Source organism: Phormidium sp. FACHB-1136, assembly GCF_014697375.1.
GTDB lineage: Bacteria > Cyanobacteriota > Cyanobacteriia > Phormidesmidales > Phormidesmidaceae > Nodosilinea.
Genome location: NZ_JACJRS010000069.1, coordinates 17,086 through 31,330, shown reverse-complemented (window position 1 = coordinate 31,330; position 14,245 = coordinate 17,086). Strand labels below are relative to the sequence as shown.

Genomic DNA, 14,245 nt, shown 5'->3' with positions numbered 1-14,245 from the left:
TGCTTCTGAAGCTCTTGCTTTTCCTCTGACGTTAGATAGTTTCTGACTCCCATGGCTTATTCCAGAATTTTAATGTATTATACGCAGTTTAGATGACTAACAGCTTATTTATCTTGAGCGGTTTTTGCAATGGCAATATACAAGTGCTGACCATTCGGGGGTGTATCCAGCAAAAAGGCATCCCCTAGTTTGATCACAATATCAGCCACTCAACACCTCATCTAGGTAAGCCTCTCGAAGGGCTTCTTGACGAATACTGTTGATTTCATGATCGGTTTTGCCTAAAACCTTCAAAATTCTTTCTACAGGAATTGATGGATACGAAAAATCATAGGATTTTTTCCACTCTGGAAAATTTTGGCCCCACTCTAAACGATGACATGAATCAGACTGGATAAAATTGTAATAAACGTCCTTTAGAATTCCTTCTTCCTCATCGCATAGATTCCCTACCCCTGGATCATCGACTAAATAGATACGTTTATCATCGCAAGGAGCAATGAATTTCTCCCAAGTAGGAGAAATTTCATCCAAAGACTTACCCTGAATTAAGTAGTAAACCGTACTCAGAACAGGGCCACAGTCCGTAGAGATATACTGATCCCCTGTAATGGGTTGATCCATCGTTTGTAGAGCTATCCGATCTGCCATGTAGAGCATCTTTAATAGATCGAAAGAATTTATTGGTTCACCATGCAACTTCAGCAGAAAAGCAGTCGCCTCCACGGTCTTTTCTGGATCAAACCGAAAATGGATTTCCATATCTACCTACATTGAAAAGATGGGCGCTACGTACATCGTACAAACTCACGCTCTGATCATCATCTCTGTGTTACAAAGCCTTAGCGTCGTCCGTCGTAGGGTAGGCATGGCCCACCGTTTCTACTTGGCTATCCCCTAGCCGCGAGTTCTTCTAACGCCGCTACTTCCAAACGCTGCACCGTTTCCGGGGGCAGATTCAGCAGGTTCAGCAGCTTTTGGTACACCACGGCCTCGGTTTGATTGATGGTGTTGGAGCTAATCACCTCGTAGCTCAGCATTAGGGCATCTTCCCGCTGGGCGTCGGTGGTGAGTTGGGGCACCAGGTCTTCCAGAGGAATTTCCTTGGCAAGGAGATCCTTGAGGTCGTCGCGGAGGGTGGCTTGTTCGTCGGGGCTGTGGGCAAATTTGCGGCTGAGGCGATCTAAAATTACCTCCTGCTGCACGTCGGCAAAGTTGTCGTCGGCCCAGGCCATGGTGGCGGCAATCCGCAGCAGCAGCATTTGCTCTGGGCTGAGGTTAGTTTCCTTGCCCAGGTAAACTTCGATTACCTTGGGGTCGTTCTGAATTTCATCCATGGTGCCCTCACACAGCACGGTGCCCTGGTGCAGCACGGTGACCTGGCGGGCAATCTGCCGCACAAATTCCATGTCGTGCTCAATCACCACAATGGAGTGGCTTTCAGCCAGGGACAGGAGCAGGTTTCCAGTCTGCTCAGTTTCTTCATCGGTGAGGCCCGCCACGGGTTCATCCACCAACAGCAAATCGGGGGATTGGGCCACCAACATGCCAATCTCAAGCCACTGTTTTTCCCCGTGGGAGAGCAACGCTGCCGGAATATCCGCCTTGGCGGTGAGGCCAATGGTTTCGAGTAGGCCGCCCACGGTACGCTTTTCGGCGGTGGGGGTTTTCTTAAACAGGGTGGCGAAAACGTTTTTGTCGCGATTGCAGGAAAGCTCCAGATTTTCCCTGGGGCTGAGGTTTAGATAAACCCTAGGCGTTTGGAATTTGCGACCAATCCCCAATCGGGCGATTTCGTGTTCCTTAAATTTCCGCAGGTCTTGCCCCTTAAAGTAGGCCGCGCCTTCGGTGGGTTTGGTTTTGCCCGTAATTACGTCCAAAAAGGTGGTCTTGCCTGCGCCGTTGGGGCCGATGATCACCCGCAGTTCGCCCTCCTCCATGGAAAAGTTGAGGTTATTGAGGGCCTTAAAGCCGTCGAAGCTGACGGTGACATCTTGGATATCGAGGACTTTGGTGCTCATTTTGAGTGGATGAGAATGGGATGGGAATGGGTGCATTGCTGGCGCGAATGCACCCTACTTTTCGGCGTATTCGGGGGTTTCGACGATTGGAGCAGGTTCGCTGCCATCGGTATAGGGGACATCTGTGGGAGCAAGGCCCAGCAAGTTGCTGATGGTGGGGCCAAAGGTGCTGCGGCCCCAGCCGATGATGCCGTCGGGTAGGGCCGTCACCACAATCAAAAACAGCGCCCCCTGGAAGAACAGCCACACATCGGGGAAGCGTTCGCTCAGCAGGCTGCGGGCCATGTTGACCAGCACCGCACCGAGGATGGCTCCGACTAGGGTTGCCCTGCCGCCCACGGCCACCCAAATCACCATTTCAATGGAGAAGGCAATGTCCATCACCTGGGGCGAAATGATGCCGGATTGCACGGTATAGAGTGCGCCAGCAATGCCCGCAATGGCACCGGATACCGCAAACACCAAGACCTTAAAGGCGGTGGGATCGTAGCCGGAAAAACGCACTCGATTTTCGTCGTCGCGGATGGCCACTAACATACGGCCAAAGCGTCCACTGGTGAGCCAGCGGCAGAGGGCATACATGGCTATCAGGGCGACCACCGTGGTGATGTAGAAAAACATCCTCATGCCGTCGGTGCCCACCTGCTGCCCCATAAAGACTGAGGTAGAGGTTTTGAGTCCGTTAGTGCCGTTGATCAGCTTTTGCTGACCGTTGAAAAAGTTGAAAAATACCACCAGGGCGGCTTGGGTCAAAATCGAAAAATAAACCCCCCGAATGCGATTCCGAAAGACCAGATAGCCTAATAATCCTGCCACAATGGCCGGAATGGTAAAAATGGCAATCAGGGTGAACGGAAACGAGTTAAAGGGTTGCCAAAACCAGGGGAGTTCTGTTACGCCATAGAGGCCAAAAAACTCTGGGATGCGGCCTTCCGGCAACGTATTGAGTTCCAAATACATGGCGAAGGCATAGCCACCGAGGGCAAAGAAAATGCCGTGACCTAGGCTGAGTAGCCCCGTAAATCCCCAGATTAAATCAATTCCTAGGGCGACAATGGCCAGGGCCAAAAAACGACCCAGCAAATTGAGCCGAAACCCCGACAGAAAGAGCGGCATGATCACAATCAGGATCAGCGCTATGGCGATCACGACCGCCGCTTCAATCAAAAATTTTCGCTTTTGGCTGGCCTTAACCGCAACACGCGGCTGTGTGGTTGCTTCAGACACCATCACCCTACAACTCCACAGAACGACCCTTCGGCGGGAACAGCCCAGCGGGCCGCACCTGCAAGAAGGCAATAATTAACGCAAATACCATCACCTTGGCCATGCTGGTGGTGGCAAAGAAGGTAAAGAAATCGATGGCGGGTTTGAAAAAATCCGTCGGCGGCAAAATCACGGCCAGGGTGCCCGAACCAATCAGGTAGCTGGTGGTGCCAATTAACAACGCCGCCACAATGCTGCCCACCAGTTTGCCCACGCCGCCTACAACAACGACCATGAAGGCATCCACAATGTAGTTGGCCCCCAGGTTTGGCCCCACGGAACCCAGGAGCGTCACCGCGCACCCAGCAATCCCAGCCAAGCCAGAGCCCAGGGCAAAGGTGAGGGCGTCCACTCGGTCGGTGGGAATGCCCAAACAAGCGCTCATGCCTCGGTTTTGGGTGACGGAGCGAATCCGCAGACCCCAGGCGGTGCCGTTGAGGAACCAGTACACCGCCACCAGGCAGAGAATCGTCAGGGCAATGATGAACAAACGGGCATAGGGAAATTGCAGGGTTGTGCCCAGGGCAACGCCGCCCCGCAGCCAGCTTGGAGGTGTCACATCCACATTACGCGCCCCAAACCAGGGCCGCACAAACTGGGCACCGCCAGCCCCCTGCACCAACACCCAGGTGAGGGCGGCGATGGCCCCAGACAGCCCCAAAAAGAGGGGATTGGCCCAGTCCTGGATCCGATCCCAGTCGGTGTAGCGGGTCAGCACCCAGCGTCCGACGACATACAGCGCCGCAAACACCACGAGCCCAATCACCATGGGCCAGCTCACGCTGCGGATGAATTGGATCATAATCAAGCTGACACCCCAGGTAGCCAAAAGGGTTTCCAGCGGTCGCCCGTAGAGATAGCGAATCACCGTTCGTTCGAGAAATAACCCAATGGCCGCCGCCACTAAAAAGGCCAGGGGCAACGCCGCAAAAATATATATCTCTGGGGCCATGCCGCCCATACTTTTGGCCACGTTCTGCACCACAAAGGTGGTGTAGGCCCCAAACATCATCAACTCCCCGTGGGCGAGGTTAATTACCCCCATGAGGCCAAACACAATGGCCAAACCCAAGGCCACAATCAACAGCACTGCACCAATGCTAATGCCGTTGAACAGGCCACCAATTAAGCCTTCTAGCACTGTACCTACCGCTTCCATAATGCGGATCCGTCACCGTCTTCCCTGGGGAAGTCAATGTCTGACCGCTACAACAGAGCCGATCCTAGGAGGTGTAGCGCCTTTAGAAATGTTCATCAGCAACATTTGTTGCGATTCCCTGACCTAGCCTAGCCGTGGGTAGCCCCTAGGGATCGGTTTGTAGGGCTTGGGGCTGAAGGTAGCCAATCATTTGGTCTATGCCCCGATGAATACGGCGGGTGACGGTCATGGGGCTGACGCCAATCTTGGCGGCAACTTCCTTGCGAGAGAGCCCCTTGAAAAAGACAAAGTCGATGGCGACGCGGGTTTTGCTTTCGAGTTGGCCCATGGCCCGTTGAATCTGCTGCCGATCTTCTTCCAGGGCTTGCATGAAGAGATAATGGGTATCGGGCAGGGTTTCTCCTAGGGTAATGGCCGAATCCATCTGCTGGCAAACGGTGGTATCTAGGCTGAGGGGGAGACGATTTTTGTGGGCCATTTTTACTTCACGCCATTCTTTCAAAGAAACACCGAGGGCCAGGGCAACTTCGCCATCGGAGGGCGCTTGCCCCAGGTCGCGCATCATGTCGGCCTGAAATCGCTGGGCCTCTTTGTGTAGATCCTGCCAGCGCCGGGGAATTTTGACGGCGGTGCCCCGATCCCGCAGGAAGTGCAACATTTCGCCACGGATGTAGGGAACGGCGAAGGAGCTAAAGGCGCAGCCTTGGGTCGGCTTAAATCGTTCGATAGCGCGAATTAAGCCTAGGTAACCAATTTGTTCGAGATCTTCATAGGGTTCGGAACATTGATGGCTAATTCGGTGGGCAATTTTGCGAACCAAACCAGCATTGAGGCGAACGAGCTGATTGCGCAACTGAACCGAGGGATTCTTTTGGTACTCCGCCAGCAGTTCCATACCCCGAAAGCGAATTGAGGAAGTTTGAGTAGCCATATCTGCGGATGTCCTTGCGAGAGCGAGTTCCAGGGGAACTGTGTACTATTTTCTAAGGACGCCAGAAAGGTCACCATCGTTGATCCACGGGACTCTGGGCACAGCGGAAATATTGCCTCCGTGTTTCCACGGACACAAGTGTTCTTTCAGCTATAGTTGTAAAGCTGAAAGCATTGTTCATCAAGCTTTTGGGCAGAACGGCTGGCGATTCCGTAAAGTCCCTTAGGACGGGGCGGTTGATAACCCTTTTGTCAGACTGTCTTCCCTTTGAATACCCAAAAAACGGGCTAAGCTAGAGAATATTCTCTAAAGTTGCGATTTCTTCACATTGTTTTAGGCAAATTAATTTAGGCAAATTAGGTTGGGGTTATGGTGTTACGGGCGGTATTGCTAGACTTTAACGGCGTCATTATCAATGATGAGCCCTTGCACCAAACGCTGATTCAGGACTTGCTGCTAGAGGAGAACCTACGCCCTAGCCTCGAGGATTATCAGCAGGTCTGTCTAGGTCGTACGGATCGAGCCTGCATTACGGATCTGTGGCAGCGCCAGGGGCGGGTGGTGACCGAGGCGCAACTGAACAAATTTCTAGATCGCAAGGCCGCTCGCTACCGCGATGCCCTGGCCGCCCTAGACTCTATCCCCCTCTATCCCGGCCTTGAGGACGTGGTTTACCAAATCCGGGCCGCCCACCTCAAACTGGCCATTGTGTCCGGGGCACGCCGCAGCGAAATTGACGCCGTGCTAGCCCTAGCGGGGATGGCCGACTATGTGCATACTATCGTTTCGGGCGACGACCTAGCCGTGGCCGCCAGTAAGCCCGCTCCCGATGGCTATCTCCTGGCCATTGCACGCCTTAACCAGCAATTTCCAGATTTGGGGTTAACCGCCGCCAACTGCCTTGCCGTGGAGGACTCCTTTGCAGGTATTGAGTCCGCTCGACGGGCAGGGGTTCCGGTGGTGGGGGTCGCCCATGCCTTTCCCTACCACATGATCCATCGTCGCGCCAATTGGGCCGTAGACCATCTCTATGAGCTCAGCCTGGAGTGGCTTCAGCCCTACTATGCGGATAGGCCAACCCCCGCAGCAACCCCTAGCCCCTCTGCCTAGCTCAGGATACGGACGTAGGATATGGACAGGGCAACAGCGATCCCCAGGACAAAGACGGGTCGGCCAAAGCGCAACGATTCGCAAACGTCGATGTTCCATTTCTGAGCTTTTGTGTCAATGTAATGACCGACAGCGCCCCCCTATCACAGTGACCAGGTCGGTAGAATGAAGAGGCAACTCACCTATTTTGGGTATTGGCGTCGGGCATGGGCCATGGCCCTCCACTGGATCAACCACAGTAATATGCTCGATTTTTTTCGGTATCGGGTGGGGCAATCGCCCTGGGTAAAACTGATTGGTCGCACCTTCCTCAAGTGGCAGCAAGACGACTGCCTCGAAATGGGGGCGGCGCTGTCTTACTACGGCGTTTTTTCTTTGTTTCCGATGATTTTGGTGGTGCTGAGTGTGGTGGGCTTTCTGATTGGCCCCAGCACGGCGGCGTTTAATACCGTGCTGAACTTTGCCCAGGAAGCTCTCCCCCCCGATGCCTTTCCCATCGTACAAGCCACCCTGATGCAATTTCATGCCGGAAGCACCCGTGCAAGTCTGATTGGCTTTGGCATCCTTTTGTTCACCGCCAGTGGTTTTTTTGGTGCCCTCAGCCGATCCTTTGACAAAATTTGGCGAGTTGATCAGCACCACCGCTCCGTGAAATGGGTGCCGGGGGTAGCTCTGACTTTTCTATGGCGACGGTTTTTGGCATTTCTCCTCGTGATTGGATCCGCTGGGTTAGTGTTTGTTTCACTCCTCACTAACATTGCCATTGATACGCTACTGAGGCTGCTAGAGAAATTTAATACGTTGTTTTCTATCGAAAATATTGACTGGGTACAGCTTTTGCCCTCCCTGCAACTGGGCGTATCCTCTATTATTTTGATTTTAGTGGTCGGGGTGCTCTATAAGATTTTGCCCCGCACCTACATTGCCTGGGGTGACGTATGGCTGGGGGCTCTGTTCACCGCCATTTTATGGCTGATATTGCAGCAATTAATTACCAATAGTGTGATTAGCCTGGGAAGCCGTTTTCAATCCTACGGTGTAGTCAGCAGTTTTATGGTGCTGATGTTGTGGATTTATTTGACGAGTCAGATTTTCTTCCTGGGGGGGGAGTTGACCTACGTCTATGCCCATTTGTTTGGTAGTCGGCGTGGCCACCGCCACATCAATCCCCACTGACCTCGCCCAAAAGGTAGCCAACAGCCGAAGGGATAACTCCGGCTGTTTAGGGCTATTCCGCCTAAGCTCAACAACCCTCTGGGCCACAGAAACTGTGTGCGTAGAGGACTTCGGCGTCACAGATATAGATGATGCCCGCATAATCGTTGAAAAATTGGGCGGCGACCTGATCCGAAATCGCGAGGGCCATCTCCTTCGTATCCGTGAGTACCTCAAACTTGATATTTGCGGTGGTATCAGAGACGCTGGGTTGCCCCGATGAGCGCATATTCCGGCTGCCTTTACCACCCGTTTCCAATACGGTGTAGCCGCTAGCCCCAGAGGACTCGATGATTTTGGCGACTTGTTTCAGCAGCAACTTTTCGGTGATGATAACGAGCTTTTTGGCTGGTTTAGCCATGGGGATGACCTCCTTATGTCTACATTCATTGAATCACTGGGTTACTGGGCCACAGGAACCCGGACAAACTGGAACCGTTTTGGAATTAGCCCCCCGTCATTGCCTGGGCCAGCCCGACGAAGAGCGGGATGCACAGGGCAATGGCAACCGGAGTACCAATGGCGGTGGAGGCTCCGATGTAGGCCGAGGGGTTGGCCGAGGGAATGCCTGCCCGCAGGGTGGGTGGGCCAGAGATGTCGGAACTGGAGGCGGCAATGACGGCGAGGAGGGCGACACCGCCAGGGCTAAAGCCAGTGGCGTAGTGGGCAACCATGCCGAGACCGAAGGCGATAAATCCATGGAGAAAGGGAGCGACAAAGGCGTACAGCGCATACCACTGAGCGACCTTGCGCAGTTCGTTCAATCTGGCCCAGGCTTCCATACCCATGATCAGCATCAGGATGGACAGCAAACCTCGGAAGAGGGGATCGTAGAAGCTTTCGTAGACGCTTTCGGGGCGGGTGAGAATACCGAGGGCCATCCCCAGCAGCAGGGCCGAGAGGGCTGATCCCTGAAGGCTTTCCTTGATGATGGGCCAAATCTGAACTTTTCCGCTGGCAGCACCGCCCGACCCACTGGCATAGGCCCCTGCGGAACCGCCCGATTCGCCGGAATACCCACCGGAGGAACCACCCACTTCATCGGCATAGCTGCCAGCGGCAACGGGTTGTCTGTCTACATACTCCTGGCTGAGGAATTTCTCGTTTTTGAGGTACTTATCGCGCTTTTGCTTGTTGGTGTAAATGCTGGCCACCACGATGGCGGTCACCAGCGCTGGGATATCCATGAAGGGATAGAGTGCGCCAGCCCAGGCTTCAAATTCCATGCCTTGGCCTTCCAGCATGGTGATACCAGCGACCATGGTGGAGCCACTCACGGCACCGAATAGGCCCGCCGTCGCCACCGCATCCACCACCCGGATGCCCGGAAACTTGGCAAAGGTGTAGCGTCCGATTAGCACGATGACGATGCCTGTTACCATGGCGAACAGGGCAGGTAGCAGCATTTCCGTTAAGTTGGCTTCGCGAACAGCCATGCCGCCCGTCAGACCAACCTTAATCAGCAGCATGAACACGATGAACTTATAGATCGCATCGGGAATGGCCAATTCGCTACCCAGGGCCGCAATGATGACACCGCCAAGCAGAAACCCCAGGGTGGGAGACTGCAACTGTGATCCAAACCGGGTCAAAAAATTGAGCAAGAAATCCACGAAAACCTCCTTCCACCTCCCCTTGCGAGGAGTGGTGATTGTGATAAGTGGGCATTTGAGAATGGGGTAAAGACTTGAAGAAAGTAAGGGTGCAGCGCTTCACCCCTACAACACAGGTGTTTGACAAAAACCTGCCGACAGGCTGTTCAGAGATAGCCGATCTCCGAACTAGGCCGGAAGACGACCGTTGGCCTACATCGCCTTCCATAGATTCAAGCCTATTAAAGACTGAATCTACATGGTACTGAGTCTATCCTGAAAGAAGTGGATTGTTGACGCCTTCCACCACGAAGTTGCAATGCAATGTCAAATCCATTAGATAAGTTTTTCTTTTGACTGGCTGATTTGGCATAGTCCTGACTAATGTAAATCATGTTTGCAGAGTTTCCTCAATACATGACTCCATAGGCCATCGCCGCCATTGCCGTGGTGGGTAGTCCCTGGTCAAGGCTCAGCCGTGCTAAGGCATCAACACCCGTGGTACACAAGCCACCCCAAGCCCCGCCAGATCGGCCACGAGTCTGGCGGCAAGATTCCCTCGCCCTGCCATCCAGGGGAAAGGGATCGGGGTGATCCGACGAACCTCAGATTAGTCCACCCACATTTCGGTAGGAATGGGCGTGGGCGAATAGGCGGTAGATGGACTGGTGCTCGCAAGGTTGAACCACCCTACGGCTAGCAGCAGACCGAACCCAAAACCCCAGAAAAATGTCCATGCGTGGGACGGCTCCAGCACCCAGAGAAGGCGGCGATCACCGTTATAGATCTGGACAAGCCAGCCTTCGCGGGTGCTATGCAATCGAGTTCGTAGTTGAGTAGAGTCAAACTTATTCATGGTGTCTGTTCTCTGCTGATCAGTTGTGTGTGGCAATGGCGGGCTAAACCCCACCCGTGACGAAAACACCTGTCAGAAATTCACCTGTGCTAAAGCCGATCTCCAGGCCCGGAGACGGGATCGCTCGAACGGGGTCAGAATGCCTAACCCAAGGGAGACCTCTATGATTCTTCCGTGATCGATTGATCGATATCTTTAAGTTTATACTTGGGTGTGGGGTAGTTGCCCTGCGTTGCCCCAGTCCACCCTCTCAATTATCTGAACGGATCAATAAGCTAGGCTTTTGATCAGGAGCCCATGCTCAGGGGCCCAGAGCCGCCCCTGAGACGCAGGCCATTTCGAGTCGTGACCGTTTAGCGATAGTCTAGGGAAGCCCTGTTTGCCATTGGCAGACGGATGGCAGTAGCAGTAGGACGAATCGTTAGGATCAATGGCCATGAAACAGCGCGGTGTCACCATTTGGTTTACGGGTTTGAGTGGGTCAGGAAAATCCACCATTGCCCATGCCCTAGAGACTGAACTCAGACGGCAGGGCTATGGCCTAGAGATTCTTGATGGCGACATCGTGCGGACAAACCTCACCAAGGGCTTGGGCTTTAGTCGCGAAGACCGAGACGAAAATATTCGCCGCATTGGCTTTGTGGCCCACCTACTCACCCGCAACGGTGTGATTGTGCTGGTGTCGGCCATTTCCCCCTACCGCGCCATCCGCGACGAGGTGCGCGAACGCATTGATGACTTTGTCGAAGTCTATGTCGATGCACCCCTAGAGGTCTGCGAGGATCGCGATGTAAAAGGTCTCTACAAACGGGCCAGGGCCGGAGAAATTAAGCAATTCACGGGCATTGATGACCCCTACGAAGCCCCCCTCAACCCCGAAGTGCATTGCCACACCGACGCCGAAACCGTTGAGGAAAGTGTCGCCAAGGTCGTCGCCAAACTGACGGAACTCGACTATCTTCAGCAGCCCGCTGTAGTCTAGCCTTGCAGGGGTGCATTACTGCGCGTTGACGTGTAGCCTCGCCTTGGCGCTATTCACCCTACCCTTGGGATCGCTTTAGCCGATTGCTATGGTTCAATCCTCAATCCGGCTTGCTTGGCCACGGTATCAGTGGGCGAGGAGACCTCGCCCCTACGGTTTGTCGGGCTGGGAATTGGGATTTTCTAGCTCGGATTTGGTATCAGCCTTACAGCAGCGCTACCGCCATGCGCACCGAGGTTCCTAGGGTTTGCTGGGGCCCAACCAGCAGCAAACTGTCGCCACTGTTCATGGCGTTGCGGGGGCCAGTCCAAGGCTCTAGGCAATAGTAGTCTTTGCCCTGCACCGTCCAAAATACCAGCCGAGTATAGGCTTCGCTCCAGGAGAGGGTGATCCGTCGGCGTAGGTGGCGGTCGGTGACGGTGGCGGCGGTGGCCGTTAGGTTTTGGAAGGCTAGATCAATTTCGGGCTGGCTAACGTCAAACTGGCCCCCAAAGGGTTCTACTTGTCCCGTTAGGTGGTTTTGGAACTGGGTCGAGGGAATTTCAAACTCAAGCTGACGTTTGTCGCTGACCAAGAAGTAGGGATGCAGCCCAGTAGAGAAGGGCATGGCCCGATCTGAAAGGTTGGTAAATTGTTGTCGTAGCTCTAACCGATGACCAGAGAGCACAAAGGTAAACGACAGCCGAAAGGCAAAGGGATACTGGGCCAATGTGGTGTCGGAACTCTCCAACTCCAGGGTGAGACTGGCGGCATCGGTGGTGCTTTGATTCGTGGTCTGCCAAGGGAGATCGCGGGCAAAACCATGCTGTTTGAGGGTGTAAGTCTGGCCGTCGATCTGATACTCGTTGTTGGGCAGGTTGCCGCAGATGGGAAACAGGATGGGAATGCCCCCCCGCACCGAGAGACTGGGATCAGCAAAGCGGGCTTCGTCGAAGTACAAAATCTCCTGATTCTCTACCTGCCACCGGGTTGCAATCCCCCCCCGATGGGACACCAACTCTAACTGGGACGAGGTTTCCAAATCCGACAGGATGTACGTAGGCGTAGGGCCAGCTTTTAGGGCAACGGCAAACACAAAGCACCTCAAAACTCCAATGCCTAGACGTTACCACAGCCTAGGGGCATCCCCCCTGCCAGGGTGATCAAGGCTACATATCGTCTGTTCCCTCAAGGCAAATGTGCCGATTCAAACTGGGTGAGGTATTGGTTGATGCGCTGGCGGGTTTGGTCGGCGGTGAGAGATTGTGTCCAGTACTCCACCATGGCGTGGCCAAAGGCCCAGGCGGCTTTGTCGGGGTGGCTGTTGTGATCCAGCAGCAGCGGCCAGAGGGAGAGTAGGTCGAGCGCTACCCCGGTTGGCGCGACGACTTTGTAAAGGTCGTAGGCGAGTTGGAGTTTGCCAATCACCACGGGCAGTTGCTCGATGGGAATTTGTTCGGCCAAGAGGTAGGCCAGAGTGGGAGTTCCGGTGGTGAGGGTGGCCAAAAATTGCAGGATGGGGCTTTTGAGGAAGGCGGCAAGCCCCTGGGTGGTGCTCATTTGCAGGCGGTAGCGGTCAATGAGGCGGGCGGCGGCGATGACTTTGGCATCCCGATCCCGCAAAAATCGGGCCAGACGGAGTTCCTGGGTGGGGTCGATCTGCTCCAGGAGGGTCGCGGCCAAAGCCTCGGTATTCCAAGCGGATCGGCCCCTGGCGGGGTCGTAGGTAACCAGGGGCAGCACGCGGTCGCACAGGTCTCCCAGTTGGGTTTGGCGGTATTGGGTGGCTTCTCGAATAGAGCTTTCCTTGGGCCGATGGCCCCACTGCCAGTCGTAGGGGGGATCCCATTCCCGCAGGGGCCGCAGCCGATCCACCTGGGTAACGATGGCGATGGTACCGAGGTCGGGCACGGCCTCCCGCATATCCTGGAGCAAATCGGCGTCCATTTGCAGGGCCGGATCCAGGGCTGGAGTCACCAGTAGCAGCAAATCCGATTGATAGGCACAGTCTAACAACGCGTCACGGTAGTCCTCTCGCTCCGCCTGTTCGTAGCCGGGGGAATCCCACAGGGTGAGGGTTTCGCCGCTGTCGGCCTGCCAATGATAGGTGCGGATGGCGTCGGTGCTGGGCAACACGTCCACCTCGGCCAGATCCGCCTCAAAGAGGGTGTTGATGACGCTGCTTTTACCCGCCCCAGTGCGCCCCACCAGCAGCAAATTCAGGGGCTTTTCGGCCAGGGTATCCACGGGTTCCGCCTGGTCGAGGATGTCCCGCAGGGTTTGGGTTTTCACCTGGGGCAACGCTGAAGCCTTGTCCGTAGGCAGGGGCATCTCCGGCAGTTGACCGCCATAGAGCGCCACCGCCTGACGGTAGAGGTTACGCAGGGCCGCTTCCCGCAGCAGCAGGCTAAGATTGCCCAACAACTGTTGATTGGCCACGTTACTGGCGGGCTGGCTGACGGTGCGAGCGGCGGCGGCGGCGGGATTCAGGAACCACTGTGCCCAGCCCCAGGCTTGCCACAGTTTTCCAGCCACGGGCTCCAGCTTGCGATAGACCTCATAGCCCTGCACAGCTTGCCCCACCGTCACCTGCCCCAGCACCGGAGAGAGCTGATCCATCCAGCGATCCATCTCGTCCACGGTGCCCCGCAGCAGGCCGTAGGCGTCGGGCACGTAGATATTCAGCAGGGGATACTTTACCTCCGGGTGATAAGCCTGGGCCACCGCCGTCACCACCTCCCGGCAACGATCCCAAAAAGGATTCCAGTCTTCCCAAACGGGCGGATCGGCTTGGGCCTGCTCCAAAATTTTCTCTAATGCCGCCTCGGCCTCGGAGCCTATTGCCGTATCGGGTGTCGCCGCCTCCACCACTGCTTCCAAATCCTGTTCCGCCTGCTTCAGAGCCTCAGCCATGGGCTGCCGTAACGGCTTAAGCCAGCGGGCCAGCAGCCACCGCCAGCCCACTAACACTACCGCCACCCCGGCCCAAATCCAGTTAATCCCCCAGGCATGAATTTGTGCCCCCGCCGCCGCCATGACAAACCCCACAATAGCCAAGGGCGGCAGAGCCAAGACAATCCACTGCCAGGGCTGAAACTGAATCATGGCGGGAGTTCCTCATTCGCTGGACTCGC

General features: G+C 55.1%; 11 protein-coding genes and 1 pseudogene. 3 read left to right on the top strand and 9 right to left on the bottom strand.

Annotated elements, in window-relative coordinates; genetic code table 11:
* Positions 1 to 201 precede the first annotated feature (201 nt).
* From H6G62_RS18370 to H6G62_RS18350, 5 genes and pseudogenes are all read right to left on the bottom strand, one after another.
* Complete coding sequence (locus H6G62_RS18370) at positions 202 to 762, bottom strand: Panacea domain-containing protein (protein WP_190497792.1); 561 nt, start codon at positions 760 to 762, stop codon at positions 202 to 204.
* A 521-nt stretch (positions 763 to 1,283) separates the two neighbouring features.
* A pseudogene (urtD, locus tag H6G62_RS18365) lies at positions 1,284 to 2,021 on the bottom strand (urea ABC transporter ATP-binding protein UrtD); the annotation flags it as partial.
* 54 nt (positions 2,022 to 2,075) lie between these two features.
* Positions 2,076 to 3,251, bottom strand: coding sequence for an urea ABC transporter permease subunit UrtC (gene urtC, locus H6G62_RS18360; protein WP_190497788.1), 1,176 nt, complete (start codon positions 3,249 to 3,251; stop codon positions 2,076 to 2,078).
* Between the two features lie 4 nt (positions 3,252 to 3,255).
* The gene (locus tag H6G62_RS18355) at positions 3,256 to 4,446 is read right to left on the bottom strand and encodes a branched-chain amino acid ABC transporter permease (protein WP_199325101.1); all 1,191 of its coding nucleotides are present in this window, start codon (positions 4,444 to 4,446) and stop codon (positions 3,256 to 3,258) included.
* A 145-nt stretch (positions 4,447 to 4,591) separates the two neighbouring features.
* The gene (locus H6G62_RS18350) at positions 4,592 to 5,377 is read right to left on the bottom strand and encodes an RNA polymerase sigma factor SigF (protein ID WP_190497785.1); all 786 of its coding nucleotides are present in this window, start codon (positions 5,375 to 5,377) and stop codon (positions 4,592 to 4,594) included.
* 369 nt (positions 5,378 to 5,746) lie between these two features.
* Between H6G62_RS18350 and H6G62_RS18345 the strand changes: the two genes are divergently transcribed.
* Positions 5,747 to 6,487, top strand: coding sequence for an HAD family phosphatase (locus tag H6G62_RS18345; protein WP_190497783.1), 741 nt, complete (start codon positions 5,747 to 5,749; stop codon positions 6,485 to 6,487).
* Positions 6,488 to 6,700: 213 nt separating this feature from the next.
* Positions 6,701 to 7,663, top strand: coding sequence for a YihY/virulence factor BrkB family protein (locus H6G62_RS18340; protein ID WP_190497781.1), 963 nt, complete (start codon positions 6,701 to 6,703; stop codon positions 7,661 to 7,663).
* A gap of 67 nt (positions 7,664 to 7,730) precedes the next feature.
* Here H6G62_RS18340 and H6G62_RS18335 read toward each other — a convergent pair whose 3' ends face one another.
* Together H6G62_RS18335 and H6G62_RS18330 are read right to left on the bottom strand one after the other, a co-directional pair.
* Positions 7,731 to 8,063, bottom strand: a complete 333-nt coding sequence (locus tag H6G62_RS18335; protein WP_190497779.1) for a hypothetical protein — start codon at positions 8,061 to 8,063, stop codon at positions 7,731 to 7,733.
* Positions 8,064 to 8,148: 85 nt separating this feature from the next.
* On the bottom strand, positions 8,149 to 9,315 hold the full coding sequence (locus H6G62_RS18330) for a sodium-dependent bicarbonate transport family permease (protein ID WP_190497778.1): 1,167 nt from the start codon (positions 9,313 to 9,315) through the stop codon (positions 8,149 to 8,151).
* Between the two features lie 1,271 nt (positions 9,316 to 10,586).
* Between H6G62_RS18330 and cysC the strand changes: the two genes are divergently transcribed.
* Positions 10,587 to 11,132, top strand: coding sequence for an adenylyl-sulfate kinase (gene cysC, locus H6G62_RS18325; RefSeq protein ID WP_190497776.1), 546 nt, complete (start codon positions 10,587 to 10,589; stop codon positions 11,130 to 11,132).
* Positions 11,133 to 11,337: 205 nt separating this feature from the next.
* Here the strand turns inward: cysC and H6G62_RS18320 are convergent, their stop codons facing one another.
* Positions 11,338 to 12,207, bottom strand: a complete 870-nt coding sequence (locus H6G62_RS18320; RefSeq protein WP_190497774.1) for an aldose epimerase — start codon at positions 12,205 to 12,207, stop codon at positions 11,338 to 11,340.
* Between the two features lie 92 nt (positions 12,208 to 12,299).
* Positions 12,300 to 14,216 (bottom strand): GTPase, encoded by a 1,917-nt coding sequence (locus tag H6G62_RS18315; RefSeq protein WP_190497772.1) that lies wholly within the window; start codon positions 14,214 to 14,216, stop codon positions 12,300 to 12,302.
* Positions 14,217 to 14,245 lie beyond the last annotated feature (29 nt).

Excerpts from the sequence above, each read along its gene's own strand:
- H6G62_RS18370 (WP_190497792.1), bottom strand. The coding sequence starts at position 762 with ATGGAAATCCATTTTCGGTTTGATCCAGAAAAGACCGTGGAGGCGACT.
- H6G62_RS18315 (WP_190497772.1), bottom strand. The coding sequence starts at position 14,216 with ATGATTCAGTTTCAGCCCTGGCAGTGGATTGTCTTGGCTCTGCCGCCC.
- H6G62_RS18355 (WP_199325101.1), bottom strand. The coding sequence starts at position 4,446 with ATGGAAGCGGTAGGTACAGTGCTAGAAGGCTTAATTGGTGGCCTGTTC.
- H6G62_RS18340 (WP_190497781.1), top strand. The coding sequence starts at position 6,701 with ATGGCCCTCCACTGGATCAACCACAGTAATATGCTCGATTTTTTTCGG.
- urtC (WP_190497788.1), bottom strand. The coding sequence starts at position 3,251 with ATGGTGTCTGAAGCAACCACACAGCCGCGTGTTGCGGTTAAGGCCAGC.
- H6G62_RS18345 (WP_190497783.1), top strand. The coding sequence starts at position 5,747 with ATGGTGTTACGGGCGGTATTGCTAGACTTTAACGGCGTCATTATCAAT.
- H6G62_RS18350 (WP_190497785.1), bottom strand. The coding sequence starts at position 5,377 with ATGGCTACTCAAACTTCCTCAATTCGCTTTCGGGGTATGGAACTGCTG.
- H6G62_RS18335 (WP_190497779.1), bottom strand. The coding sequence starts at position 8,063 with ATGGCTAAACCAGCCAAAAAGCTCGTTATCATCACCGAAAAGTTGCTG.
- cysC (WP_190497776.1), top strand. The coding sequence starts at position 10,587 with ATGAAACAGCGCGGTGTCACCATTTGGTTTACGGGTTTGAGTGGGTCA.